Origin of the sequence: Paracoccus sp. MA (assembly GCF_020990385.1) — a bacterium.
In the GTDB taxonomy this organism is placed as follows: Bacteria; Pseudomonadota; Alphaproteobacteria; order Rhodobacterales; family Rhodobacteraceae; genus Paracoccus.
This window is the reverse complement of sequence record NZ_CP087597.1, coordinates 542023-567578: the sequence shown is the minus strand read 5'-3', so window position 1 is coordinate 567578 and position 25556 is coordinate 542023. Positions and strand designations below refer to the sequence as shown.

The 25556-nt window shown below is 68.2% G+C and carries 25 protein-coding genes; 9 read left to right on the top strand and 16 right to left on the bottom strand.

Annotated features, from left to right (window positions below; all coding sequences use genetic code 11):
* Positions 1-65: 65 nt before the first annotated feature.
* Both LOS78_RS02910 and LOS78_RS02905 read right to left on the bottom strand, forming a co-directional pair.
* Positions 66-671 (bottom strand): inner membrane-spanning protein YciB, encoded by a 606-nt coding sequence (locus LOS78_RS02910; protein WP_230376820.1) that lies wholly within the window; start codon positions 669-671, stop codon positions 66-68.
* A gap of 67 nt (positions 672-738) precedes the next feature.
* Positions 739-1821 (bottom strand): thioredoxin family protein, encoded by a 1083-nt coding sequence (locus LOS78_RS02905; protein ID WP_230376819.1) that lies wholly within the window; start codon positions 1819-1821, stop codon positions 739-741.
* A gap of 257 nt (positions 1822-2078) precedes the next feature.
* On the opposite strand from LOS78_RS02905, the gene acnA reads away from it, so the two are divergent.
* Positions 2079-4838 carry an aconitate hydratase AcnA gene (gene acnA / locus LOS78_RS02900; RefSeq protein WP_230376818.1) on the top strand — a complete coding sequence of 920 codons (2760 nt, stop codon included), beginning with the start codon at positions 2079-2081 and terminating at the stop codon, positions 4836-4838.
* 125 nt (positions 4839-4963) lie between these two features.
* Here the strand turns inward: acnA and LOS78_RS02895 are convergent, their stop codons facing one another.
* Together LOS78_RS02895 and rpsD are read right to left on the bottom strand one after the other, a co-directional pair.
* On the bottom strand, positions 4964-5569 hold the full coding sequence (locus tag LOS78_RS02895) for a hypothetical protein (protein WP_028712630.1): 606 nt from the start codon (positions 5567-5569) through the stop codon (positions 4964-4966).
* 204 nt (positions 5570-5773) lie between these two features.
* On the bottom strand, positions 5774-6394 hold the full coding sequence (gene rpsD / locus LOS78_RS02890) for a 30S ribosomal protein S4 (protein WP_230376817.1): 621 nt from the start codon (positions 6392-6394) through the stop codon (positions 5774-5776).
* 195 nt (positions 6395-6589) lie between these two features.
* Between rpsD and LOS78_RS02885 the strand changes: the two genes are divergently transcribed.
* The 5 genes from LOS78_RS02885 (at position 6590) to LOS78_RS02865 (ending at position 10439) form a co-directional block, all read left to right on the top strand.
* Positions 6590-6961 (top strand): iron-sulfur cluster assembly accessory protein, encoded by a 372-nt coding sequence (locus LOS78_RS02885; protein ID WP_230376816.1) that lies wholly within the window; start codon positions 6590-6592, stop codon positions 6959-6961.
* A gap of 101 nt (positions 6962-7062) precedes the next feature.
* Positions 7063-7797: a triose-phosphate isomerase gene (tpiA, locus tag LOS78_RS02880; RefSeq protein WP_230376814.1), complete on the top strand. Its 735-nt coding sequence runs from the start codon at positions 7063-7065 to the stop codon at positions 7795-7797.
* A 132-nt stretch (positions 7798-7929) separates the two neighbouring features.
* Entirely contained in the window at positions 7930-8976 is a 1047-nt protein-coding gene (locus tag LOS78_RS02875; RefSeq protein ID WP_028712627.1) for a methionine ABC transporter ATP-binding protein, read from the top strand.
* Entirely contained in the window at positions 8966-9640 is a 675-nt protein-coding gene (locus tag LOS78_RS02870; protein WP_028712626.1) for a methionine ABC transporter permease, read from the top strand. Before LOS78_RS02875 ends, LOS78_RS02870 begins: the two co-directional genes overlap by 11 nt.
* A gap of 16 nt (positions 9641-9656) precedes the next feature.
* Positions 9657-10439, top strand: a complete 783-nt coding sequence (locus LOS78_RS02865; RefSeq protein WP_230376813.1) for a MetQ/NlpA family ABC transporter substrate-binding protein — start codon at positions 9657-9659, stop codon at positions 10437-10439.
* A gap of 110 nt (positions 10440-10549) precedes the next feature.
* Here LOS78_RS02865 and LOS78_RS02860 read toward each other — a convergent pair whose 3' ends face one another.
* Both LOS78_RS02860 and LOS78_RS02855 read right to left on the bottom strand, forming a co-directional pair.
* Positions 10550-12052, bottom strand: a complete 1503-nt coding sequence (locus tag LOS78_RS02860) for an acetyl-CoA hydrolase/transferase family protein (RefSeq protein ID WP_230376812.1) — start codon at positions 12050-12052, stop codon at positions 10550-10552.
* A 140-nt stretch (positions 12053-12192) separates the two neighbouring features.
* A complete protein-coding gene (locus LOS78_RS02855) occupies positions 12193-12618 on the bottom strand; it encodes a DoxX family protein (RefSeq protein WP_230376811.1) in 426 nt (141 codons plus the stop codon).
* 111 nt (positions 12619-12729) lie between these two features.
* On the opposite strand from LOS78_RS02855, the gene LOS78_RS02850 reads away from it, so the two are divergent.
* A complete protein-coding gene (locus LOS78_RS02850; RefSeq protein WP_028712622.1) occupies positions 12730-13641 on the top strand; it encodes a LysR family transcriptional regulator in 912 nt (303 codons plus the stop codon).
* Here the strand turns inward: LOS78_RS02850 and LOS78_RS02845 are convergent.
* The 10 genes from LOS78_RS02845 to coxB all read right to left on the bottom strand — a co-directional run bounded on the left by LOS78_RS02845 (position 13604) and on the right by coxB (position 22487).
* Positions 13604-15004, bottom strand: coding sequence for an FAD-binding oxidoreductase (locus LOS78_RS02845; protein ID WP_230376810.1), 1401 nt, complete (start codon positions 15002-15004; stop codon positions 13604-13606). The two genes, LOS78_RS02850 and LOS78_RS02845, sit on opposite strands and share 38 nt — an antisense overlap.
* Positions 15004-15585 (bottom strand): GNAT family N-acetyltransferase, encoded by a 582-nt coding sequence (locus LOS78_RS02840; protein ID WP_028712620.1) that lies wholly within the window; start codon positions 15583-15585, stop codon positions 15004-15006. The genes LOS78_RS02845 and LOS78_RS02840 overlap by 1 nt, the downstream gene beginning before the upstream one ends.
* On the bottom strand, positions 15585-16793 hold the full coding sequence (locus tag LOS78_RS02835) for a pitrilysin family protein (protein ID WP_230376956.1): 1209 nt from the start codon (positions 16791-16793) through the stop codon (positions 15585-15587). The genes LOS78_RS02840 and LOS78_RS02835 overlap by 1 nt, the downstream gene beginning before the upstream one ends.
* 53 nt (positions 16794-16846) lie before the next feature.
* A complete protein-coding gene (gene thrC, locus LOS78_RS02830) occupies positions 16847-18235 on the bottom strand; it encodes a threonine synthase (protein WP_028712618.1) in 1389 nt (462 codons plus the stop codon).
* A gap of 9 nt (positions 18236-18244) precedes the next feature.
* Complete coding sequence (locus LOS78_RS02825; RefSeq protein WP_028712617.1) at positions 18245-18916, bottom strand: SURF1 family protein; 672 nt, start codon at positions 18914-18916, stop codon at positions 18245-18247.
* Positions 18917-18981: 65 nt separating this feature from the next.
* The gene (locus LOS78_RS02820; RefSeq protein ID WP_028712616.1) at positions 18982-19782 is read right to left on the bottom strand and encodes a cytochrome c oxidase subunit 3; all 801 of its coding nucleotides are present in this window, start codon (positions 19780-19782) and stop codon (positions 18982-18984) included.
* Between the two features lie 34 nt (positions 19783-19816).
* On the bottom strand, positions 19817-20401 hold the full coding sequence (locus tag LOS78_RS02815; protein ID WP_028712615.1) for a cytochrome c oxidase assembly protein: 585 nt from the start codon (positions 20399-20401) through the stop codon (positions 19817-19819).
* Positions 20398-20673 (bottom strand): hypothetical protein, encoded by a 276-nt coding sequence (locus LOS78_RS02810; protein WP_028712614.1) that lies wholly within the window; start codon positions 20671-20673, stop codon positions 20398-20400. Before LOS78_RS02810 ends, LOS78_RS02815 begins: the two co-directional genes overlap by 4 nt.
* Complete coding sequence (gene cyoE / locus LOS78_RS02805; RefSeq protein WP_230376809.1) at positions 20667-21584, bottom strand: heme o synthase; 918 nt, start codon at positions 21582-21584, stop codon at positions 20667-20669. The genes LOS78_RS02810 and cyoE overlap by 7 nt, the downstream gene beginning before the upstream one ends.
* A gap of 9 nt (positions 21585-21593) precedes the next feature.
* Complete coding sequence (coxB, locus tag LOS78_RS02800; protein WP_036697134.1) at positions 21594-22487, bottom strand: cytochrome c oxidase subunit II; 894 nt, start codon at positions 22485-22487, stop codon at positions 21594-21596.
* A 164-nt stretch (positions 22488-22651) separates the two neighbouring features.
* Here coxB and tldD point away from each other — a divergent pair, with 164 nt between their 5' ends.
* Both tldD and dprA read left to right on the top strand, forming a co-directional pair.
* On the top strand, positions 22652-24073 hold the full coding sequence (gene tldD, locus LOS78_RS02795; protein ID WP_230376808.1) for a metalloprotease TldD: 1422 nt from the start codon (positions 22652-22654) through the stop codon (positions 24071-24073).
* Positions 24074-24179: 106 nt separating this feature from the next.
* Positions 24180-25460 (top strand): DNA-processing protein DprA, encoded by a 1281-nt coding sequence (gene dprA / locus LOS78_RS02790; protein WP_230376807.1) that lies wholly within the window; start codon positions 24180-24182, stop codon positions 25458-25460.
* The last annotated feature ends 96 nt before the right edge of the window (positions 25461-25556 follow it).

Below are 25556 nucleotides of genomic sequence, written 5' to 3'. Positions count from 1 at the left end.
CGCTCCTGATGGTCAGGAGGTCCGGTTACTCCCGCCGGGCCAGCCGTGCAAGGGTGCAGCGGGCGCTATTCGCCGTCGCGGGGCTGGGCGTGGCGCTCGAACAGGCGGGAATTGGCGACGAAGAACACCACCATGATCGCCGGCAGGCCGAAGGTCTTGAAGTTCACCCAGGCGGTTTCCGACATCAGGCGCCAGACCGCCTCGTTCGCGGCGGCAAGGCCCAAAAACAGCGCCACCATGCGCAGGGTCAGGATGCGCCAGCCCTCGGCATTCATCGGCAGGGCCTCGGACATGACCAGCTCCAGCCAGTTGCGGCGCCGGGCCAGGCTGATGCCCAGCAGGGCGGCGAAGATCAGGTAGATGATCGTCGGCTTCATCTTGAAGAAGCGGGGATCGTTCAGCCAGACCGACAACCCCCCGAAGACCACGACCAGCACCAGCGTGGCGATCTGCATGGGCGACAGCCTGCCCGTCAGCCGCCACAGCGCCAGGGTGCTGAGCACCAGCACCGGGATGAAGACCAGCGTCGCCAGGATGAAGCCGGAATGGTCCCGGCCCGCCAGCGTGACCGCATGGTCGCGGAAGCGCGAGAAGACGAGGAAGAACAGGATCAGCGGGCCGAATTCCAGCGCGGCCTTGAGCCAGGGATTGATCTTGCGGGCTTCGGTCAAGGCGGATTCCTCTTATGCTCGGGTGGCGGGGTTTTGCCCCGAGGGCGGCCGCGGCGCAAGCGGCGCGTCAGTCCAGCCGGATCGCCGCCAGGATCGGACCGCTGGCCGAGCGCGGATCGCCCTGCCCCAGCTCCTGCGCCAGGATGGCGTGGCGGGTATCGTCGGGAAAGTCGGCGCTGTTCTGGCTGTCGCGCCTGACGGTCATGCGCAGGGGCGTGCGGCCGTCCCATTCGGCGATGCGTTCGGCGGCCAGCACCACGTTGCGGTAGTCCAGCGCGATGCCGCGGTTCTCGCCGGCCTTGATCGCGACCTTGCGATGCGGCGCATAGCGCACCAGGATGATCGCCACCCGGTCGGCGATGGGGCCGCGCGGCGTCAGCTCGATGCGGTAGCCCTCCTTGCCCGGGCTGGAGGAGAACATGACCGGCGCCGGGCGCGCCATCTGGGTCTGCAGCAGGCCCATCAGCTCGGCCGGACGCAGCGCGATCAGCGTATCGGTGCCGCCGACGATCAGTTGCGGGGTATAGATCGCCCGCTCGCCGGTCTGATGGGCATAGGCCTGCTGGCGGCGGGTGAATTCCGGCCGGGCGAAATCATCGGCCCAGCCGAGATAATCCCAGTAATCGACATGCCATGACAGCGCCAGCACGTCCTCGCGGTCGGCCAGATCCGCCAGCATCTCGTCCGCCGGCGGGCATGAGGAGCAGCCCTGCGAGGTGAAGAGCTCGACCACCACCGGCGGATGGCCCACCGGCCCCATCATGCGGCTGCGCGGCTGCGCCTCGGCGAAAGAGACGATGCCGGGCGCCGACAGCGTCTCGGGATGCATGGCGGGCGGCATCATCTCGGCCGGGACGCCGGGCGCGTCCTTGGGCGCCTCGATCAGGCCGATGACGCCGTCATCCTCTTCCTCCTCCGCAAAGGCCGGCGGCAAGGGCCAGTCCGAAACCTCGTCGGACAGGAAGTCCCGGTCCGGGCCGGGCATGGAGGAGGCCGCAGGCGCCGGCGCCGGACCGGCCGGGGCGTCCTGCGCCCATGCCGGCGCCGCCAGTCCGGCCAGCAGCATCCAGGCCGCGCAGGCCAGGCCCGGCCAGGATATCGCCCGTCTGTCCTGCCCCCGGTCCGTCATCTCGATGCGCGCTGCCGCCATTTTGTCCGTTTTCCCGGCCTTCCGATCCGCATCAGGTAAACCGCCCGGCACAGGAACGACAAATCAATGCTTTGTTAGCGCGCCGTTCCCGCCGTGTGACCGTGATGCAAAACCCACATCTTGCAAGTGCAGCGAAATTTTGGCATACAATTGCATACAAACCTTGTCCCGCCCCCTTGATCCCCATGCCGAAAAGGGGCAAATGACAGGCGGAACCGCCATTCAGCCACCTTTTTGCAAGGATAGGGAGCCGAGTCATGCCCATCGAAACCGGAACAGACACCGCAAAGACGCGCCGCCAGCTTCAGGTGGGCTCTCAGAGCTATGCCTATTACTCGATCGACGCCGCGACCCAGGCCGGCCTGGGCGATTTCTCGAAGCTGCCGGCCTCGCTGAAGGTGGTGCTGGAGAACCTGCTGCGCTTCGAGGACGGCGGCCGCACGGTCAGCGTGGAGGACATCAGGGCCTTCGCCGAATGGGCGCGGCAAGGCGGCCAGAACCCGCGCGAGATCGCCTATCGCCCGGCCCGGGTGCTGATGCAGGACTTTACCGGCGTCCCGGCGGTGGTGGACCTGGCGGCGATGCGCGACGGCATCAAGGCGCTTGGCGGCGACGCGCAAAAGATCAACCCGCTGAACCCGGTGGATCTGGTCATCGACCATTCGGTGATGATCGACGATTTCGGCAATCCCCGCGCCTTCCAGCGCAATGTCGAGCTGGAATATGAACGGAACCTGGAACGCTACACCTTCCTGAAATGGGGCCAGAACGCGTTCAACAACTTCCGCGTGGTGCCGCCCGGCACCGGCATCTGCCATCAGGTGAACCTGGAATACCTGGCCCAGACCGTCTGGACCGATACCGACCAGGCGGGCGAGACCGTCGCCTATCCCGACACGCTGGTCGGCACCGACAGCCACACCACCATGGTCAACGGCCTGGCCGTGCTGGGCTGGGGCGTCGGCGGCATCGAGGCCGAGGCGGCGATGCTGGGCCAGCCGGTGTCGATGCTGATCCCCGAGGTCGTGGGCTTCAAGCTGACCGGCAGGATGATGGAGGGCACCACGGCGACCGACCTGGTGCTGAAGGTCGTCCAGATGCTGCGCAAGAAGGGCGTGGTCGGCAAGTTCGTCGAATTCTACGGCGAGGGGCTGGACCACCTGCCGCTGGCGGACCGCGCCACCATCGCCAACATGGCCCCCGAATACGGCGCCACCTGCGGCTTCTTCCCCATCGACAACGAGACGCTGCGCTACCTGCGCAACACCGGCCGCGACGAGGAGCGCATCGCCCTGGTCGAGGCCTATGCCAAGCAGAACGGCTTCTGGCGCGGCGCGGATTACGAGCCGGTCTATACCGACACGCTGCATCTGGACATGAGCGACATCGTCCCGGCGATCTCGGGTCCGAAGCGCCCGCAGGACTACACGCCGCTGAACCTCGCCGCCCGGGCCTTCTACAAGACCGTGGCCGAATACCGCGGCGTGGACATGTCGGCCGCGGCCGAAGAGATGGTCGAGGAAGGCGGCGGCGTGGCCGCAGCCTCGGGCACCGACGTGCGCAAGACCGTGGCGGTCGAGGGCAAGGACTACACCATCCGCGACGGTTCGGTGGTGATCGCGGCGATCACCTCCTGCACCAACACCTCGAACCCCTATGTGATGATCGGCGCCGGCCTGGTGGCGCGCAAGGCCCGCGCGCTCGGCCTGACCCGCAAGCCCTGGGTCAAGACCTCGCTCGCGCCCGGCTCGCAGGTGGTGGGCGAATACCTGGAGGCAGCGGGTCTGCAGGAGGATCTGGACGCGCTCGGCTTCAACCTGGTCGGCTATGGCTGCACCACCTGCATCGGCAATTCGGGGCCCTTGGGCGATGCGGCAATCTCCAAGGCGATCCATGACAACGACCTGGTCGCGACCGCGGTGCTGTCGGGCAACCGCAACTTCGAGGGCCGCATCTCGCCCGACGTGCGCGCCAACTACCTGGCCTCGCCGCCGCTGGTCGTGGCCTATGCCATTGCCGGCGACGTGAACATCAACCTGACCAAGGACCCGATCGGCCAGACGCCCGAGGGCAAGGACGTCTACCTGAAGGACATCTGGCCGACCGCGCAGGAAGTCGCGGAACTGGTCGAGGCCACCGTCACCCGCGAGGCGTTCCAGAAGAAATATGCCGACGTGTTCAAGGGCGACGAGCGCTGGCAGGCGGTCGAGGTCACCGACAGCGAGACCTATGACTGGCCGCCGACCTCGACCTATATCCAGAACCCGCCCTATTTCCGCGGCATGTCCAAGGAGCCCGGCCAGATCGACGATATCCAGGGCGCCCGCATCCTGGCGATCCTGGGCGACATGATCACCACCGACCACATCTCGCCCGCCGGCTCGTTCAAGCCGACCACCCCGGCCGGCAAATACCTGACCGAGCGGCAGGTCGCGCCCAAGGACTTCAACAGCTACGGCTCGCGCCGCGGCAACCACGAGGTCATGATGCGCGGCACCTTCGCCAATATCCGCATCCGCAACGAGATGCTGGACGGGGTCGAGGGCGGCTATACCCTGGGCCCGGACGGGCAGCAGACCTCGATCTTCGACGCCTCGATGGCCTATCAGGCGCAGGGCACGCCGCTGGTCATCTTCGGCGGCGTCGAATACGGCGCCGGCTCGTCGCGCGACTGGGCGGCCAAGGGCACCAACCTGCTGGGCGTCAAGGCGGTCATCGCCGAGAGCTTCGAGCGCATCCACCGCTCGAACCTGGTCGGCATGGGCGTGATCCCCTTCGAGTTCACGGGCGGCGAGAACCGCAAGACCCTGGGGCTCAAGGGCGACGAGGTGATCTCGATCGACGGGCTGGCCGGCGAGTTCAAGCCGCTGTCGCAGGTCGCCTGCACCATCCGCTATGCCGATGGCAGCGAGAAGGTGATCCAGCTCAAGGCCCGGGTCGATACCGAGGTCGAGATCGAATATCTCGAAAACGGCGGCGTGCTGCATTACGTGCTGCGCAACCTGGCCAAGGCCTGATCCGCATCACGGGGCAAGTGTCGCGGGCCGTCCCTTCGGGGGCGGCCTTTTCGCTTGTGGGGCCGCTGCGGGAGTATTTGGAAAACGGTGAAGCGCCACGGGGCAGCGAGCATGGCTGCGCGGCACTATTCCTCGGCGCAATACCACATGGTGCCGCCCACGGCGGCCGAGCCGATGACCAGCGAGCCGACCGCCACCGGCGAGGCCGCCATGCCCATGGCCGCCGCCCCCGCTGCCTCCAGCGTGCCGACCATCTGGCCCGAGCCCGCCGCCAGGATCGCGGCGCCGGGCCGCTGCGTCACCGCGTCGTAGCCCGCCACCGCCAGCGCGTTGGCATTGCGGAAGGTCGCCTGCCGCGCCGAATTCACCCGTTCGCAGAAGGTCTTGCGGCACAGGGCATTGCCCTTGCGCGGGCCTTTCTGCGCGCCGATATAGGTGTCGTTCTGCTTGTCCCAGAGCAGGCAATAGCTGCCGTCATCACCCATGGCGTTGCGCCGCAGGATCTCGCGCAGGGTGACATAGCCGGGGCACGAGATCCGTCCCCAGCCCGAAAAGTTCTTCTCGAGCCGCCCGACATTCTCGCGGAATTCGGCATCGCGGACATAGTTGATCTCGGTCTTTTCGCCGGCGATGGAGGTCTCGCAGGTCCAGAGCCGCTCGTCCCTGGCGGGCTTCTCCTGCGCCGCAACGGGCAGCGCCAGCACCACCATCAAAACCGCCACAAGCCGCATCGCATCCTCCGAGATTTGCCCGTAGAGCTCTCATTCCAGACCGCAGGCAGGCGCTGCAATCCACAGGATCGTTACCGGCCCCGGTTGTGGCCTTGGGGGCACGGCCCCGCCTTCTCTGTTTTCCAAAATACCCCTGCGGCCGCGCCGCAAAGGAAAAGGCCGCCCCCGAAGGGACGGCCCTGCAACCCGTCTGACCCGAAAGGATCAGTTCTTCGCGTAGAATTCGACGACCAGGTTCGGCTCCATCTGCACGGCATAGGGCACGTCGCCCAGGGCCGGGGTGCGCACGAAACTCGCGGTCATCTTGTTGTGGTCCACTTCCAGGTAGTCCGGCACGTCGCGCTCGGCCAGGCCGACCGATTCCAGCACGATGGCCAGCTGGCGCGACCGCTCGCGGATCGAGACGACGTCGCCCTCTTTCACGCGATAGGAGGCGATGTTCACGCGCTTGCCGTTCACCTCGACATGGCCGTGGTTCACGAACTGGCGGGCGGCGAAGATGGTCGGCACGAACTTGGCGCGATAGATCACCGCGTCCAGGCGACGCTCCAGCAGGCCGATCAGGTTCTCGCCGGTGTCGCCCTTGACGCGCTCGGCTTCCGCATAGATGCGGCGGAACTGCTTCTCGGTCAGGTCGCCGTAATAGCCCTTCAGCTTCTGCTTGGCGCGCAGCTGGGTGCCGAAATCCGACAGCTTGCCCTTGCGGCGCTGGCCGTGCTGGCCGGGGCCGTATTCGCGGCGGTTGAGCGGCGACTTGGCGCGGCCCCAGATGTTCTCGCCCATGCGGCGGTCGATCTTGTACTTGGCAGCGGTGCGTTTGGTCATCGCTGATCTCCTTCTTTATGTTATGTTCTCGAAGGGCGTTGTCCTTTGGCGTAATGCCCGACAGGATTCCCCTTGCGGGGTCCACCAACACCAATGAAGCGGCGCTTATAGCCGTCCCGCGCCCGGTGTCAAGCACCCCTTGAGCGGCGGCCCCGTTGCTCCTAAATGAGAGACAGCGAACAGAAAAGGCCCGAGATGTTTTCGATCCCCGGCAAATCCCCCGTGACCATCACCCAGGCGGCCGAGCGGCAGATCGCCCGGCTGATGGCCCAGAAATCCGCCAGCGGCCTGCGCATCGGCCTGAAGAAGGGCGGCTGCGCCGGCATGGAATACACCATGGAGCTGGCCGAGACCGCCTCGCCCGGCGACGAGGTGGTCGAACAGGGTGCGGCGCGGGTGCTGATCGCCCCCACCGCGCAGATGTTCCTGTTCGGGACCGAGATCGACTATGAAACCGGCCTGCTGGAATCCGGCTTCAGGTTCCGCAACCCGAACGTCACCGACAGCTGCGGCTGCGGCGAATCGGTCAGCTTCGCGGCGCTCGAAGGGTCGCGCGCCAAGACCTGAGGGTTTTTCCGGCGCGTTAGCGCCCACATCGCCCTGCCCGTCTTGATCGCGGGAAAGCCCCGGCCTAATCCCCTGTCAGACCAAGAGAGAGGGAGAGGCTGATGGCCCCGCGCAAACTCGCCGCCGGCAACTGGAAGATGAACGGAACCCTGGCCTCGCTGGCCGAGATCGACCGGCTGCTGGCCGAACACCCGGCGCCCGGCTGCGACCTGCTGGTCTGCCCGCCCGCCACGCTGATCCATGCCATGGCGGCCAAGGGCATCGCCACCGGCGGCCAGGACTGCCACGCGAAAGCCTCGGGCGCCCATACCGGCGACATCGCCGCCGCGCAGCTGAAGGACGCCGGCGCCAGCCACGTCATCCTCGGCCATTCCGAGCGCCGCACCGATCATGCCGAAACCGACGCCCAGGTCGCCGCCAAATCCGTCGCCGCGCATGAGGCCGGCCTGGTCGCGGTGATCTGCGTCGGCGAGACCGAGGCGCAGCGCGATGCGGGCCAGACGCTGGACGTGATCGCGGCACAGCTGGCTGGCTCGGTCCCGGATGGCGCCACGGCCGCCAACACGGTGATCGCCTATGAACCGGTCTGGGCCATCGGCACCGGCCGCACGCCCACCTCCGAGCAGATCGCCGAGGTGCATGTTCTGATACGCGAGCGCCTCTCGGCGCGTTTCGCCGACGGGGCCGACTTCGCCCTGCTCTATGGCGGCTCGGTCAAGCCCGGCAATGCGGCCGAAATCTTCGCCATCCCGCATGTGAACGGCGCGCTGGTCGGCGGCGCCAGCCTCAAGGCGGAGGATTTCGGCCCGATCATCGCCGCGCTTTCCGCAGCGTAACGCCCACGAAAAGAACGCCATTCCATCCGGCCGGCCCGGTTTGGGATGGCATTGCCGTTTTGGCGAACGCCTGCCCCTTGCCAAGCCCGGCCCGGCAGGCATAGGTCTCGCCTGACATTCAAGGCAGGGGCGATGACAGGGCCGGCAATCTCATTCCAGGGCGTGACGCGCCGCTATCCGCAAAAGGGCGGCAGCGACGTGGTGGCGCTGCACGACATCTGGCTGGACGTGCCGCAGGGCGCGATCACCGGCATCATCGGCCGATCCGGCGCCGGCAAGTCGACGCTGCTGCGCATGGTGAACGGGCTGGAGCGCCCCAGCGCCGGCAAGGTGATCGTGAACGAGCGCGACGTGGGCGCCGCCTCGGATGCGAGCCTGCGCCGCATCCGCCGCGAGGTCGGGATGATCTTCCAGCATTTCAACCTGCTGGCCAGCCGCACCGTGGCCGAGAACATCGCCCTGCCGCTGGAGATCGCCGGCGAGGACCGCGCAAAGATCGCGCCCCGTGTCACGGAGCTGATCGAGCGCGTCGGCCTGACCGCGCAGGCCGGGCGCTATCCGGCCGAGCTTTCCGGCGGGCAGAAGCAGCGCGTCGGTATCGCCCGGGCCTTGGCCACCGGGCCGCGCGTGCTGCTGTCGGACGAGGCGACCTCGGCCCTCGACCCTGACACCACCCGGCAGGTGCTGGACCTGCTGCAAGCCATCAACCGCGAGCTTGGCCTGACCATCCTGCTGATCACCCACGAAATGGCGGTGGTGCGCGACATCTGCAGCCATGTCGCGGTGATCGAGGGCGGCCGCATCGTCGAGACGGGCGAGACCTACGCGGTGTTCTCGAAACCCGCGCATGCCACCACGCGCTCCTTCCTGACCGGGGTCACCGGCGTCGCGGTGCCGCAATTCGTCGCCGGCCAGATGCGGGACGCGCCGCAGGGCCCCGAGGCCGAGGCGGTGGTGCAGGTCACCTTCATCGGCAGCCATGCGACCGACCCGATGCTGGCGCGGCTGACCTCGGAACGCGGGGTCAGCGTCAACATCCTGGCCGGCGCCATCGAAGAGATCGGCACCCGGCCCTTCGGCAGCCTGATCGTCGCCCTGCCCGCCCAGCGGCTGGAGGAATCGCGCCGCTTCCTGGAAGAACACGGGCTTCTGACCGAGGTGCTTGGCTATGTCGGCTAACCTGATCCCGATCCTCTGGCAGGCGACGCTGCAGACGCTCTACATGGTCGCCATGTCCACGCTGCTCGGCACGCTGATCGGCGGACCGCTGGGCGTGTTCCTGGCCACATCGCGCCGGGGCGAGCTGCTCTCGGCGCCCTGGCTGAACACCGTGCTGGGGCTGGTCGTGAACGCGGCGCGCTCGACGCCCTTCATCATCCTGGTGGTGGCGATCATCCCCTTCACGCGGCTGATCGCCGGCACCTCGATCGGCACCACGGCCGCCATCGTGCCGCTGACCATCGCGGCCGCCCCCTTCATCGCCCGCCTCATCGAGACCGCCATCCGCGAGGTCGATGCCGGCCTGATCGAGGCCGCCCGGGCCATGGGCGCGACGCCCGGCCAGATCGTGCGCAAGGTGCTGATCCCCGAGGCGATGCCCGGCATCATCCTGGGCCTGACGCTCGCCGTGGTCAGCCTGATCGGCTATTCCGCCATGGTCGGCGCCGTCGGCGGCGAGGGCCTGGGCGATCTCGGCATCCGCTACGGCTACCAGCGCTTCATGCCCGAGGTGATGCTGGCCGTGGTCGTGATCCTGATCGTGCTGGTGCAACTGGTGCAATCGGCCGGCGAATGGATCGCCGCCCGTTTCGACAAGCGCGCGCCCCGCAACCGGGGCCGATAACCTGAAAGGACATCCCATGCGCAAATTCAGCCTTGCCGCCCTGACCTCGGCCCTCGCCCTCGCCGCCGGCATGGCCGCGGCCGAGGAAATCAAGGTCGGCGTCTCTCCGGGCGAACATGGCGAGATCATGGAAGAGGTCGCCAAGGTCGCCAAGGACAAGGGCCTGACCATCGACATCGTCGAATTCACCGATTACGTGGTGCCGAACCAGGCGCTGGCCGATGGCGACCTGCAGGCCAACAGCTTCCAGCACCAGCCCTATCTGGACAACCAGATCAAGGATCGCGGCTTCGCGCTGGTCAGCATCGCCAAGACCATCACCACTCCGATGGGGGTCTATTCGCAAAAGCTGAAATCGCTGGACGAGCTGCCCGAAGGCGCCAAGGTCGCGATTCCGAACGACCCGACCAATGGCGGCCGCGCGCTGCTGATCCTGCAGGACAAGGGCGTGATCACGCTGGCCGACGGCACCGGCCTCACCCCCTCGCCGCTGGACGTGACCGGGAATCCCAAGAACCTGCGCTTCCTCGAACTCGAGGCCGCGCAGCTGCCGCGCGCGCTGGCCGATGCCGACATCGCCATCATCAACACCAACTATGCCCTGGATGCCGGCCTCAACCCGAACGAGGACGCCATCGCCATGGAAAAGGCCGACAGCCCCTATGCCAACATCATCGTGGTGCGCCAGGGCAACGAGGACGCCCCCTGGGCCAAGCAACTGGTCGAAGCCTATCACGACCCGGCGGTGAAGCAGTTCATCGAGGAGAAATACCAGGGCGCCGTCATCCCGGCCTGGTGACCTTCTCGGTTTCCCAAATACCCCGGGGGAGTCGCGGCACGCGACGGGGGGCAGAGCCCCCACCCCCCGCGCCACAAGGAAACGCCCCGCCGATGCCGCGGGGCGTTTCCTCATTCCGGCCTCATGCTGCCGGTGCGGCGCAGCCGGTCGTGCCAGGACAGCGCCTCCTCGATCAGATGCGGCGTATGCCCGCCCCGCGCCAGCGCCCGGTCGTGGTAATCCGCCAGCGCATCCCGCCATTCCGGGGCCACGCAGTTCTGCAGGACCACCCGCGCCCGCTCGCGCGGCGCAAGGCCGCGCAGGTCGGCCAGCCCCTGCTCGGTGACCAGGATGTCCACGTCATGCTCGGTATGGTCGACATGGCTGACCATCGGCACCACCGAGGAGATGGCCCCGTCCTTGGCCATGGATTTCGTCACGAAAACCGACAGATAGGCGTTCCTCGCGAAATCCCCCGAACCGCCGATGCCGTTCATCATCTGCGTGCCCATGACATGGGTCGAGTTCACGTTGCCGTAAAGGTCGAATTCCAGCGCCGTGTTGATGCAGATCAGCCCCAGCCGCCGCACCACCTCGGGGTGGTTCGAGATCTCCTGCGGACGCAGCACCAGCCGCGGCTTGAACTCGTGGAACCGCACCATCACCTCGCGGTATTTCGGCGCCGACAGCGTGATCGAGGAACCCGAGGCAAAGACCATCTTGCCCGTATCCATCAGGTCGAAGGTCGAATCCTGCAGGACTTCGGAATACATCGTCAGGTCGTGGAACGGGCTGTCGATGAAACCGTGCAGCACCGCGTTGGCGATGGTGCCGATGCCGGCCTGCAGCGGGTGCAGGTGGCCCGGCATCCGGGACTGCGCCACCTCGTGTTTCAGGAATTCGGTCAGGTGGCCGGCGATCGCGCGGGTCTCCGCGTCCGGGTCCAGCACAGTCGAGGAACTGTCCAGCTTCGTCGAGACGACGATGGCCGCGATGCGCTCGGGCGGCACCGGGATGAAGGGAAAGCCGACCCGGCTTTCCGGCGTCACCACCGGGATCGGCGTGCGGGTGGGGCGATAGGTGGGGATATAGATGTCGTGCAGCCCCTCCAGCGCCTCGGGCTGGCTCAGGTTGATCTCGACGATCACCTTCTCGGCCAGCAGCGCGAAGCTTGCCGAGTTGCCGACCGAGGTGGTGGGAACGATGCCGCCGGTCTCGGTGATCGCCACCGCCTCGACGATGGCGATGTCCACCGGCGGCAGCTGGCAGGTGCGCAGCTGCTCGACCGTCTCGGAAAGGTGCTGGTCGATATACATCACCTCGCCGGCGTTGATCGCGCGCCGCAGCGCCGGGTCGGACATGAAGGGGATGCGGCGCGACAGCACCTGCGCTTCGGCCAGGGTCTTGTCGAGGTCGTTGCCAAGCGAGGCCCCGGTCATCAGTGTCACCTTCAGCGGCTCGCGCCTGGCGCGTTCGGCCAGCGCCAGGGGCACCGCCTTGGCCTCGCCGGCGCGGGTAAAGCCCGACATGCCCAGCACCATGCCGTCGCGGATCAGGCTTGCGGCCTGCTCGGCGCTGACCACGCGCTCGCGCAGGGCCTTGTGGCGGATGCGGTGAAGGTGATCCTCGGTCATGGCAGCCTCCCTGATCTGGGCGGGATGATTAGGGCCTCCGCGCAGCAGTGACAAATCAACCCAGCCATGCACGCAAGGAAAGGCCGGCCCGAAGGCCGGCCCTGGCAAGATCGTTTCGCGCAGGGCTCAGCGGCGAGGGCTCAGCGACGCCGGCCCAGCGACCAGGCCCCGTCGCCCAGCAGCGCCAGCGCCACCATGGTCACGGCCCAGAGCACCGGATATTCCCAGCCGCCGCCCGGATTGCTGAAGGTGAAGCCCGCGCCGCCATGGCCGAACCAGGCCGCGCCCAGCAGCACGGCGGCCAGCGCCAGCGCGACCTGGCGGGTGAAGATGCCGGCGATCAGCGCCAGCCCGCCCAGGATCTCGGCCAGCATGGTCAGCGGGCCAAGCATGCCCGGCAGGCCGATGGACTGGAAATAGCCGGCTGTGCCCGAGGGGGTGAAGACCAGCAGCTTGATCAGCCCATGGACCAGGAACCAGATCCCGGTCGAGACCCGCAGGATGAAGGCGGCGATGTCGGCATTGCGCTCGGCCAGGGCCGGGGCGCTTGGGCTAAGGTCAGTCATGATGTGTTTCCTTGCAACTGTTCGCATGTCCGTTGCCCGACAGATAGCCCTTGGCGATTGTCGCGAAAATTGCCATATTCATGGAAATATTGTCGCCGATACGGGGATGAAATGGACAGGATCGACGGCATCCGCGCCTTTGTTGCCGTGGTCGATGCCGGCTCGTTCACCCGGGCGGGCGAGCGGCTGGGGATCTCGAACAAGCTGGTCAGCAAATATGTCGCGGCGCTGGAAGGGCAGCAGGGCGTCACGCTTCTGAACCGCACCACCCGCGCCCTGTCGCTGACCCCGGCGGGCGAGCGTTACCTTGCGGCGGCGCGCCGGGTGCTGGCGGCGGTCGAGGAACTGGACGCGCAGGCCCATGCCGAGGAAGGGATGCTGACTGGACGGCTGCGCATCAGCGCCCCGGTGGCCTTCGGCGAGATGTTCGCCACCACCCTGACCCGCGACTTCACCGCCGGCCATCCTGGGATCGAGATCGACCTGAACCTGACCGACCGCTATGTCGATCTGGCGGCCGAGGGCTTCGACCTGGCGCTGCGCATCGGCCAGCTGGCCGATTCCAGCCTGATCGCCCGCCGCATCGGCCAGGCCGAGGCCTGGGCGGTGGCGAGCCCCGCCTATCTGGACAGGCATCCGCGCCCCGCCCGTCCCGAGGAACTGCGCGAGCATGTGAACATCCGCGACAGCAATACGCAGAATCCCGGCCGGGCGATCTTCCTGATCGAGGGCAAGGCGGTCAGCATCCCCCTGCCCGGCCGCATCACCGTGAACAGCGCCCAGGCGGTGCGGAAACTGGTGCTGGAGGGCGAGGGCGTGGCGCTGATCCCCAGCTTCGTCGTGGCGCAGGACGTGGCCCAGGGCCGGCTGCAGCGGCTGCTGCCGGATTTCCTGCGGCCGCAGCTGGACATCCAGGCGCTCTACCTGCCGCAGCCCTTCATGCCGCCGCGGCTTTCTGCCTATCTGGATCACCTTCGGGCGCGGCTTACGCCGCTGCTGAAAGCACCGCGCCCGGATTCATGATGCCCAGCGGGTCCAGCGTGGCCTTGATCGCCCGCATGGCCTTGAGCCGCGCCGGATCGCCCCAGCGTTCCAGGTCGCCGACCTTCAGCCGTCCGACCCCGTGCTCGGCCGAGAAGGAACCGCCGCGATCCACCACCATCTGATGCACCAGAAGCGACAGCGCCTTGCGCCGGTCGTCGTAATCCGCGCGATTGCGGCCCGGCGCCGGGAACAGGTTGTAGTGCAGGTTGCCGTCGCCCAGATGCCCGAAGCAGTTGATGCGCAGCCCCTCGCCCGCAAGCCGCGCGCCGGCCTCGCGGATGAAGCCGGCGATTTCCGACAGCGGCAGGCTGATGTCATGGCTGGCGACGGCGCCGATGCGGCGGTTCGCCTCGGGGATATGTTCGCGCAGGTGCCAGAAACCGGCCGCCTGCGCCCCCGATTGCGCGATCACCCCGTCGGAGACCAGGCCGCGCTCCATGGCGTCGATCAGCAGCCCTTCGAGCGCCGCCTCGGGGGCCAGCCCCTCGGGCAGGCCGACCTCGATCAGCACCGACCATTCGGCGCCGGGCAGCGGCTGGCGGATCTCGGGCAGCACCTCGGCCAGGAAGGCCAGCCCCTGGCCGCCGATCAGCTCGAAGGCGGTGACGCCGCCGGCCATGCGCCCCTCGGCCAGCGACAAGAGCGTCAGCGCCGCCTCGGGCGAGGGCACCTGCAGCATGGCGGTGCCGATCCCCGGCGGCGGCACCACCAGCTTGAGGCTGGCGGCGGTGACGATGCCCAGCGTGCCCTCGGCCCCGATCAAGAGGTCGCGCAGGTCGTAGCCGGTATTGTCCTTGCGCAGCCGCTTCAGGTCGTGGACGATGGACCCGTCGGGCAGCACCGCCTCGATCCCCAGGCACAGCGCCCGGACGGTGCCATAGCGCAGCGCGGTGACGCCGCCGGCATTGGTCGCAAGGCAGCCGCCGATGGCCGCGGTGCCCTGACTGGCCAGCGACAGCGGGAACAGCCGCCCCGCCGCTTCCGCCGCGTCGCGCACGGCCTGCAGGGTCATGCCGGCCTCGGCCACCAGCACGTTCTCTTCGGGCCAGATGCCGCGCAGCGCGGTCATCCGCTCCAGCGACAGGATCAGCGGCACAGGGCCATCCGGCATGACCTGCCCCGAGACCAGGCCGGTGCCGCCGCCGCGCGGGACGATGGCGACGCGGGCCTCGGCGCAGGCACGGACCACGGCGGCGGCCTCATCCGTGCTGCGCGGCGCGGCGACCAGCCCGGCCCGGCCCAGATAGCGGCCGCGCGGCTCCTCCAGATAGGCGGGCGTCACCTCGCGCAGCACGCCTTCGGGCAGGCGCGCGGCCAGCGTTTCGTCGGCGGGATTCAGCATCAGCGCACCTCGGTCTTGCCGCGTCGGTCGTGGCGCAGGTTGGCGTAAAGCACATGGTTGCGCCAGCGGCCGTTGATCTGCAGATAGCTTTGCGCCACGCCTTCATACTTGAAGCCGGAACGTTCCAGCACCCCGCGCGAGGGGGTGTTCTCGGGCAGGCAGGCGGCCTCGATGCGGCTCAGGTCCATCCCAGTGAAGGCGTGCTGCACCAGCGCGCCGATGGCCTCGCGCATATAGCCCTGCCGGGCGAAGGGCTGGCCGATCCAATAGCCGATGGTCGCCGATTGCGCCGGGCCGCGGCGGATATTGTCCAGCGTGATCGCGCCCAAAAGCGTGCCGTCGCGCCGGATCAGGAACAAGGGCAGCGCCGTGCCGTTGCGGCTGGCGCGCTGCGCCCAATAGACCCGGTTGGTGAAGCTGCGCTTGGTCAGGTGGTCGGGCGCCCAGACCGGCTCCCACGGGGTCAGGAAGGCGCGGCTTTCGATGCGCAGCGCCATCCAGGCCCCGAAATCCGCATGCGCCGGCAGGCGCAGCACCATCCGCTCGGTTTCCAGGCGCGGCGGACGGCGGCGCGAGAACATCAGGCGGCAAGCCTTTCGGCCAGCACCTCGCGCGAGGGCGCGCCCTCGACCGGCCCGTAAAGCGCCAGCGCCGGGCGGGCATGGGCGATCAGATGCTCGGCATGGGCGCGGATATCGGCGACGCTGACCGCGTCGATGCGCTCGGCCACCTCGGCGGGATCGGGCACCCGGCCCCAGATCGAGAGCGAGCGCGCCATGCGCTCGGCCTGCCCGGTCGGGCTTTCCAGCCCCATCAGCAGCCCGGCCTTGAGCTGCGCCCGCGCGCGGGCCACCTCGGCCTCGGTCATGTCCTCGGCCGACCGCTTCAGCTCGTCCACGGTCAGCGTCGCCAGGTCGGCGATCTGCTCGCCCGAGGTGCCGGCATAGATCGTCACCATGCCAGTATCGTCATGGAAGCCGCTTTGCGCGAAGATCGAATAGCACAGGCCCTTTTCCTCGCGCAGCTTCTGGAACAGGCGCGAGGACATGCCGCCCCCCACCGCCGAAGTCCAGATCTGCGCGGCGTAGAAATCCGGCGCCTGATAGCCCGGCCCCTCGAAGGCCAACGCGAAATGCGCCTGCTCCAGCCCCTTGACGCGGCGGGCCTCGGCGCCCTGCCAGCGGGCGGGCTCGCGCGTGGTCAGCTTGCGGGCCGGCAGATGGCCGAAGATCGCCTCGACCTGGCGCAGGATGCGGTCATGGTCCACCGCGCCGGCGGCGGCGACGATCATGCGCTCGGGGCCGTAATGCTCGGTGATGAAGCCCGACAGGTCGGCGCGCTCGAAGCGGCTGACCCGCTCGGCCGGGCCCAGGATGGTGCGGCCCATGGGCTGGTCGGGATAGGCCGCCTCTTGCAGCCAGTCGAAGATCACGTCGTCGGGCGTGTCCAGCGCCTGGCCGATCTCTTGCAGGATCACGCCGCGCTCGACCTCGATCTCGCGCTTGTCGAAAACCGGATTCATCACGATGTCCGAAATGACGTCCAGCGCCAGCTCGACATCCCCCGCCAGCACCCGCGCGTAATAGGAGGTCACGTCGCGCGAGGTATAGGCGTTGATATAGCCGCCGACATTCTCGATCGACTCGACGATCTCCAGCGCGCTGCGCCGGGCGGTGCCCTTGAAGGCCATGTGTTCCAGGAAATGGGCGATGCCGTTCTGCTCGGCGCGCTCGTCGCGGCAGCCGGCATTGACCCAGATGCCGATGGCGGCGGAATGCAGGCCGGGCATGTCGCGGCTGACGACGCGCAGGCCGTTGGGCAAGGTGCTGATGCGGATCTGATTCAAGCTGTTCTCCGTTCAAGGATCAGCGATTTAATGGCCTCGGCGTCGTTTGCAATACGGGTGATGCGCTCGTCGCGGTCGAAAAGGTCGGCCATATGCGGGGGCAGAGGCGGGCGGATGCCCACGGCGGCCTCGACCGCATCGGGGAATTTCGCCGGATGCGCGGTCGAAAGCGAGATCATCGGCACGCCCGGCCGCAGATGCTCGCGCGCCACCTTCACGGCGACGGCGGTATGCGGGCAGATCACCTCGCCCGTCTCCGCGCGGATGGTGGCGATCATCGCGGTGGTTTCCTCCTCGGAGGCGCGGCCCGAGACATAGGTCTCGCGCAGCGCCTGCAGCGCGCCCTGGCTGATGGCGAAGCCGCCGGATTTCAGCTCCTCCATCAGCGCCGCCACGGCATTGCCGTCATGGCCGTAGGCCAGCCACAGCGCGCGCTCGAAGTTCGAGCTGACCTGGATATCCATCGAGGGGCTGATCGAGGGCGCGACCGTGCCCACCCGGTATTCGCCGCCGGTCAGCGCCCGGTGCAGGATGTCGTTCTGGTTGGTGGCCACGACCAGCCGGCCGATGGGCAGGCCCATGGCCTTGGCGATGGAGCCGGCGAAGACATCGCCGAAATTGCCGGTCGGCACGGTGAAGTCCACCGCGCGGCCCGGCGCGCCCAGGCTGACGGCGGCGGTGAAGTAATAGACGATCTGCGCCAGCACCCGCGCCCAGTTGATCGAGTTCACGCCCGCAAGCCCGACCGCGTCGCGGAAGCCGTGGTCGTTGAACAGGTCCTTCAGCCGCGCCTGGCAGTCGTCGAATGTGCCGTCGACGGCCAGCGCGTGGACATTGGCCTCCGCGGGCGTGGACATCTGCCGGCGCTGCACCTCGCTGACGCGGCCATGCGGATACATGATGAACACGTCCACGTTGGGCAGGCCCTTGAACGCCTCGATGGCGGCCGAGCCGGTATCGCCCGAGGTCGCGCCCAGGATCGTGACCCGCTGCCCCGAGCGGGCCAGCGCCAGCTGGAACAGCTGGCCGATCAGCTGCATGGCGAAGTCCTTGAAGGCCAGCGTGGGGCCGTGGAACAGCTCTAGCAGGTGATGGCCGGGGGCAAGCTGGACCAGCGGCGCGCGGGCGATGTGGTCGAAGGCCTGATAGGCGCGGGCGATGGCATCCCGCAGCTCGGCATCGCTGAAGCTTTCGCCGACGAAGGGGCTGGTGACGCGGCGCGCGACCTCCTCATAGGGCAGGCCCTCGAAGCGGGCGATCTCCTCGGCCGAGAACATCGGGATCGCCTCGGGCAGATACAGCCCGCCGTCCCGCGCCAGCCCGGTCATCATCGCCTGTTCGAAGTCCAGGACCGGAGCCCGCCCCCGAGTCGAAACGTAACGCATCGCGTCCCCCTAGAATTGCCGCTGCCTGATACGCCAGATCAGCGCCACTGTCATCCCTGCCCAGACCGCAGCGATCATGAACCATTGCACGGCATAGCTCAGGTGATTGTTCGGGATGCCCTCGACCGCCACCGGGATCGGCGCGACGCCCTGCGCATCGCCGCGGACCTCGGCCGCGACCACCAGGATCGGCTCGGTCCCCAGCTGCGCGGCCATGGCGGGCACGTCGCGGGCGAACCAGACATTCTCGGCCAGGTTGGGCGCGGGCGTGGCGCTGCCCTTCTCGTCGGGCCAGTGCAGGTTGCCCGCCACCTCCAGCCGCGTGGGCGGGCGCGGGTCGCGCTTGTGGTCCTGGTCGACGAAGCCGCGGTCAAGCAGGATCTTGCGCCCGTCATCGGTGACGAAGCCCGAGACGACCTGATAGCCGCCGCCCGACTCGCGCGTGCCGGAGAGCACGTCGATCTCCTCGCCCGTGGTCTGGCCCGAGACCAGCACCGGCAGATATTTCATCGACGGGTCCACCGCCGCGGGCAGGGGCACGGGCCGGCCCTCGATCCGGCTCTGGATCTGGGCGATCATGCCCTCCTTCCAGTCCAGCCGCTTGAGCTGCCAGAGGCCAAGCGAGATCAGGATGGCGCAGCCCGCCACGCCGACGATCAGCGGGAACAGGTAACGGCGCATGGGCGGGCCTCCAAAGCAAACGGCGCGGGAACTCCTGCCCCGCGCCGTGGAAATGTCAGTCGGGATCAGCGGCCCCAGATATAGATCACGACGAAGAGGAACAGCCAGACCACGTCGACGAAGTGCCAGTACCAGGCGGCGGCCTCGAAGCCGACATGCTGCTGCTGGGTCATCTGGCCGCGCAGCAGGCGGATCAGGCAGACGAACAGGAAGATCGTGCCGATGATGACATGCGCGCCGTGGAAGCCGGTGGCCATGTAGAAGGTGCCGGCATAGACCGTGTCGGCCAGGCCGAAGGCGGCATGGCTGTATTCATAGGCCTGCAGGCCGGTGAAGCAGATGCCCAGGATCACCGCGACGATCAGGCCGTTGATCGTGGTCTTGCGGTCGCCCTCGTGCACGAAGGCGTGGTGGGCCCAGGTCACGGCGACACCCGAAAGCAGCAGGATCAGCGTGTTGATCAGCGGCAGGTGCCAGGGGTCGAAGGTGACGATGCCTTCCGGCGGCCAGACGCCGTCCTTGATCGGGCTGTCCGGCCCCATCGGATACATGGCGTTCTTGATGAAGGCCCAGAACCAGGCGACGAAGAACATCACCTCGGACATGATGAACAGGATGAAGCCGTATTGCAGGCCGATGCGCACGACCGGGGTATGTTCGCCCGACTCGCCCTCGCGCACCACGTCCGCCCACCAGCCGAACATCACATAGAGCACGCCCACCAGGCCGATCAGGAACAGCCAGGGCGCGCCGCCCTTCATCCACATGACCGCCCCGGTCAGCATCACGAAGGCGCCGACCGCGCCGAGGAAGGGCCAGATCGATGGCGGCAGAATCTGATAGTCGTGGTTCTTTACATGGGCCATGGCTGCATTCCCGGCTGTTGCTGGTTCTTGTTGCTCAGTTTACGGTCGGTTCCGTCTTCCGGTCCAGCGCCGCCTGTTTCGGCGCCGGCGGATCGGTCCGGTGGAAGGTATAGGACAGGGTGATGTCGCGGATGCGGCCCGCGTCGCGGTCTTTGACCAGATCGGCATCGACGAAGAAGCTGACCGGCATCTCGACCCGCTCACCCGGTTGCAGCACCTGCTCGGTAAAGCAGAAGCATTCGATCTTGTTGAAGAAATAGCCGGCGGCATCCGGCGCCACGTTATAGCTGGCCGTGCCGGTGACGGGCTCGTCGGTATTGTTGATCGCCTCGTAGAAGGCGATGGCGTTCTCGCCGATCTTCAGTTCGATCTCGCGCTGCATCGGACGGAAGGTCCAGCCGAGATTGGGATCGACATTGGCGTCGAAGCGCACGCGGATCTTTTCGTCCAGCACGGTGTCCGAGGCCGCCTCGGCCACGTTGGTGGTGCCGCCGAAGCCGGTCACCTTGCAGAACCAGGAATAGAACGGCACCGCCGCCCAGCTGAGCGCGCCCATCAGCACCACGACGCCGGCCAGCATGGCCACGGTGCGGCCGTTCGATCTTGGCTTGTCGGTCATTGGCCTGCCTCCTGCGGCGCGCCCTGCCCGGCGGCCGGGACGCCCGGCGCCGCGACGGGCGCGGGATTGCGCGCCGGCGGGTTCGGATCCTCGGGCAGCATCGAGGCGCGCGGGCGGTGGTCGTAGCCCTGCATCATGTCGCCCTGGGTGATCTTGACCACCGAGAGCCCGAAGACCAGCGCCACGAAGGCCAGCAGCACGACCAGAAGGCCGATGTTGCGGCTGCGCCGGCGCTTGTGCAATTCGTGTTCGACCTGGGGCAGCATCACCATCCCCCCACCCAATGCTGGATCAGCAGCGCCAGGAAATGCAGGAAGGTGTAATAAAGCGACAGGCGGAAATAGCGCTTCTCGACCTTGTAGCCGTCGGCCCGGGCCTCGTCCTCGCTGCGGCGCAGGATGCGCCAGCCGCCGGCGATGAACAGCGCGTTCAGCACCACCGAGACCGCCAGGTAGAGCGGCCCGCCGACCGAGGTGAAGCCCAGCCAGATCGCGAAGGGCGCCAGCACCAGCGTATAGGCGAAGATGTGGCGGCGCGTCACCTTGCGGCCGTGGGTCACGGTCAGCATCGGCACGCCGGCCTTGGAGTAATCCTCCTTCATGAACAGCGCCAGGGCCCAGAAATGCGGCGGCGTCCAGAAGAAGATCAGCGCGAACATCAGAAGCGATTCCAGGCTGATGCCGCCGGTGGCGCAGGCCCAGCCGATCATCGGCGGGAAGGCCCCGGCCGCGCCGCCGATGACGATGTTCTGCGGCGTCGAGCGCTTCAGCCAGATCGTATAGACCACGGCATAGAAGAAGATGGTGAAGGCCAGGAACCCGGCCGCGAACCAGTTCGCCGCCAGCCCCAGCATCATCACCGACAGGCCGGACAGGGCGATGCCGACCGCCAGCGCCTCCTGCGGGGCGACGCGGCCCGAAGGCACGGGACGGCCCGCGGTCCGCTTCATCACCGCGTCGATATCGGCGTCATACCACATGTTGAGGGCGCCCGAAGCGCCGCCCCCCAGCGCGATGAACAGCACCGCGCAGAAGGCGACGAAGGGGTTGACCGGCTGCGGGGCGATCCACAGCCCGACGAAGGCCGTGAACACCACCAGGGACATGACCCGCGGCTTCAGCAGCGCGACATAGTCGCCGAAGCCCGCCTCTGCGGGCCCCTCATATGCGTTGATATCGGCCACGGCCCGACCTTACTCCGCCGAAGCCAGCTGGACGGGCTTGGCCGGCAGGTAATCCGAGGCGTCGGCGGCGAATTCTTCCTTCGCACCGGCCAGCCAGGCGTCGTATTTCTCCTGGCTGACGGCCTTGACCACGATGGGCATATAGGCGTGGTTGATGCCGCAAAGTTCCGAGCACTGGCCGAAATAGACGCCTTCCTCATCGACCGAGAACCACAGCTGCGCGATGCGGCCCGGCACGGCGTCCTGCTTGACGGCGAAGGCCGGGACGGTCCAGGCGTGGATCACGTCGGTCGCGGTCACCTGGACCAGCACCTTCTTGCCGACCGGCACCACGACCGGGTTGTCGGTGGCCAGCAGGTATTCGTCCTCGGAGTAACCGGCATCGGCCAGCGCGTCCTTCTCCAGCATCAGCGCGTCGAAGGCCACGCCGTCATTGGGATATTCATAGGACCAGTACCACTGGTGGCCGATGGCCTTGATCACCAGGTCCGGGTCGTTGGGCATTTCCTGGCTGCGGAACAGGATCGGCAGCGAGAAGGCGCCGATGGCCACCAGGATCAGCACCGGAACCAGGGTCCAGATCACCTCGATCGGGGTGTTGTGGGTGAAGCGCGCCGGCACCGGATTCGCCCGGCGGTTGTAGCGGACGATGCAGATCAGCAGCAGAAGGCAGACGAAGATCGTCACGGCGGTGATGATGTAGAGCACGAAATGATCCAGCCATTGCTGGTCATGCGCCAGCGGGCTGGATGCCGGCTGGAAGCCCATGCCGCCGTTCACCGGCTTGCCGATCACGGGCAGGTCGCCCAGCACGTCCTGCGCCATGGCCGGAACGGCCGTCATCGTCGCAAGTCCAAGGCCCGTCACCGCCGCAAATCCGCGGCGCATCGTCGCAATCGCCATCTTCCCATCCCGTTGCCTACAGTGCCGCCGGCAGGCCATGGTCTTGCGGCCCGGCCGGCATCGGTGCTGCACCAGAACCATATCTTACCCCGGCGGGCAAGCCATACCTATCGACTTCCGACCAAAAAACCCCTAGGCGAGGCAGGAAGGCAAGGACAGGTTCCATGACAGACGCTTCGTTTTCGCCCTTCCGCACGCATCTCGACCATGACCGCGCGCTGCGCATCCTGCGCGACGCCCTGTCCGGGGCCGACGACGGCGAGCTGTTCCTGGAACGCTCGCGATCCGAGGCGCTGGTCTATGACGACGGCCGCCTGCGCACCGCCAGCTACGATGCCGAGCAGGGCTTCGGCCTGCGCGCCGTGCGCGGCGAGGTCACCGGCTACGCCCATTCGACCGAGATCGACGAGGCGTCGCTGAAGACGGCCGCCGAGACCGTGCGCCTTGCGGTGGGCGGCGGCGGCGGCACGCTGGCCCTGCCCCCGGAGGGCGAGATCCGGCCGCTTTATGCCGCCATCGATCCGGCCGAGGCCGTGCCCTTCGCCGCCCGCGTGGCGCTGCTGCGGGAAATCGACGCCTTTGCGCGCGGGCTCGACCCGCGGGTGGTGCAGGTCTCGGCCAGCATCGCCACCTCGGTGCAGGAGGTGGCGATCCTGCGCCCCGAGGGCGGGCTTGCCACCGACATCCGGCCGATGGCGCGGCTGAACGTCTCGGTGATCGTGGAATCCAACGCCCGCCGCGAATCGGGAACCGCCGGCGGCGGCGGCCGCGTCGCGCTGGAAGGACTGATCGCGCCCGAGCACTGGCAGGGGCTGACGCGCGAGGCGCTGCGCATCGCGCTGGTCAACCTGCGCTCGGTCCCCGCGCCCGCCGGGGTGATGGATGTGGTGCTGGGCCCCGGCTGGCCCGGCATCCTGCTGCACGAGGCCGTCGGCCACGGGCTGGAAGGGGATTTCAACCGCAAGGGCCATTCCGCCTTCGCCGGGCTGATGGGCCAACGCGTCGCGGCGCCGGGCGTGACCGTGGTGGACGACGGCACCATCCCGGACCGGCGCGGCTCGATCTCGGTCGATGACGAGGGCACGGCGCCCGGCCGCAACGTGCTGATCGAGGACGGGATTCTGGTCGGCTACATGCAGGACCGCCAGAACGCCCGGCTGATGGGGGTGGCGCCGACCGGCAACGGCCGGCGGCAGAGCTATGCCCATGCGCCGATGCCGCGCATGACCAATACCTTCATGCTGGCAGGGCCGGACGACCCGGCCTCGATCCTCGCCGGGCTCGAGGACGGGATCTATGCGGTGGGTTTCGGCGGCGGCCAGGTGGATATCACCAACGGCAAGTTCGTGTTTTCCTGCACCGAGGCCTATCGCGTCAGGAACGGCCAGGTCGGCGACCCGATCCGCGGCGCGACGCTGATCGGCGACGGCGCCACCGCCTTGCAGCAGATCCGCGCCATCGGCAACGACCTGTCTCTGGACCCGGGAATCGGCAATTGCGGCAAGCAGGGACAATGGGTCCCGGTCGGAGTCGGCCTGCCCACGCTGCGCATCGGCGGGCTGACCATCGGCGGCTCTGCCTCATAATCCGGTTTTGTTTCAAAGCGTTGAAAGAAATTTTTCCCGGCTAACCCATTCTTAACCATTGCCATGCGATGACTCGGCCTGCGGATGAGGCACAGGCAGGGACATGATGGCAAGACCGCTTTCTTTCGACCCCCACCACACCCCACTCACCCCGAAGGGGAACGGGCTCGCCGCCCTGCGCCTCATCCGCTCTCGCAAGGTCGGGCCCGCGACCTTCCACCGGCTGCTGGCCGAACATGGCAGCGCCGAAGCGGCGCTGGCTGCCCTGCCCCGGATCGCGCAAGCCGCGGGCATCGCCGATTACACCCCCTGCCCGGCGGCCGCGGCCGAGGCCGAGATCGCGGCCGGCCATCGCGCCGGCGCCCGGCTGCTGGCCTGGGACGACCCGGATTATCCCGCCCTGCTGCGCGAGGTGGCCGAGGCGCCGCCGGTCCTGTGGCTGCGCGGCGACGCTTCCGTGCTGACGCGCATGCCGGTGGCGGTGATCGGGGCGCGCAATGCCTCGTCGCTGGGCCTGCGCATGGCGCGCGGCCTGGCCTCGGGCCTGTCGCAATCGGGCGCGGTGGTCGTCGCGGGGCTGGCGCGCGGCATCGACACCGTCGCGCATGAGGCGGCGCTGGCAACCGGCACCATCGCGGTCATGGCCGGGGGCATCGACAGGATCTATCCGGCTGAAAATGCCGCGCTGGCCGAGGCGATCTGCGAAACCGGCCTGCTCGTCACCGAGCAGCCGCCGGGGACCGAGCCGGTGGCCCGGCATTTCCCGGCCCGCAACCGCATCATCTCTGGCCTCGCGCGCGCCGTGGTGGTGGTCGAGGCGGCGCATCGCTCGGGCAGCCTGATCACCGCGCGCTGCGCGCTGGACCAGGGCCGCGAGGTGATGGCGGTGCCCGGCCATCCGATGGACGCGCGGGCGGGCGGCTGCAATACGCTGATCCGCGACGGCGCGGTGCTGGTGCGCAATTCGGCCGATGTGCTGGCCGCCCTGCAATCGAACGGCCAGGCGGCCGGGGAGGCGACTGGGGAAGCGACCGGGGCGACAGCTTCGGCGCCGGGCGCCGCCGCGGCCCCCTCGCCCGTTCCGGCGCCTGTCCCGGCCCGGACCGGGGCGCGGACCCTGCAACCGGCCGCCGTCGCGCGCCGGCTTGCCGAGCTGGGCCACGGCCTGCGCCGCAAGCCGGCCGAAACCCTGCCCTGCCAGGGTGGCCCGGTGAATCTCGAAGCGCGGATCCTGGCCCGGCTCGGCCCCAGCCCGACGGACGAGAACCTGCTGATCCGCGACCTGGGCCTGCCGGCCGCCGTTCTGGCCCCCGCCCTGCTGACGCTGGAGCTTTCCGGCCGCGTCCAGCGCCTGGCCGGCGGCAAGCTGGCGCTGACCGGCGCCTGAACCCGGCGCCGGGCCGCTTCCGGAGCGCAGCGCGGAACAGCCGATCACGGGACGGTCACGGCCATGTTTGGGAACCGCGCCCCGCACCGAAGGTTG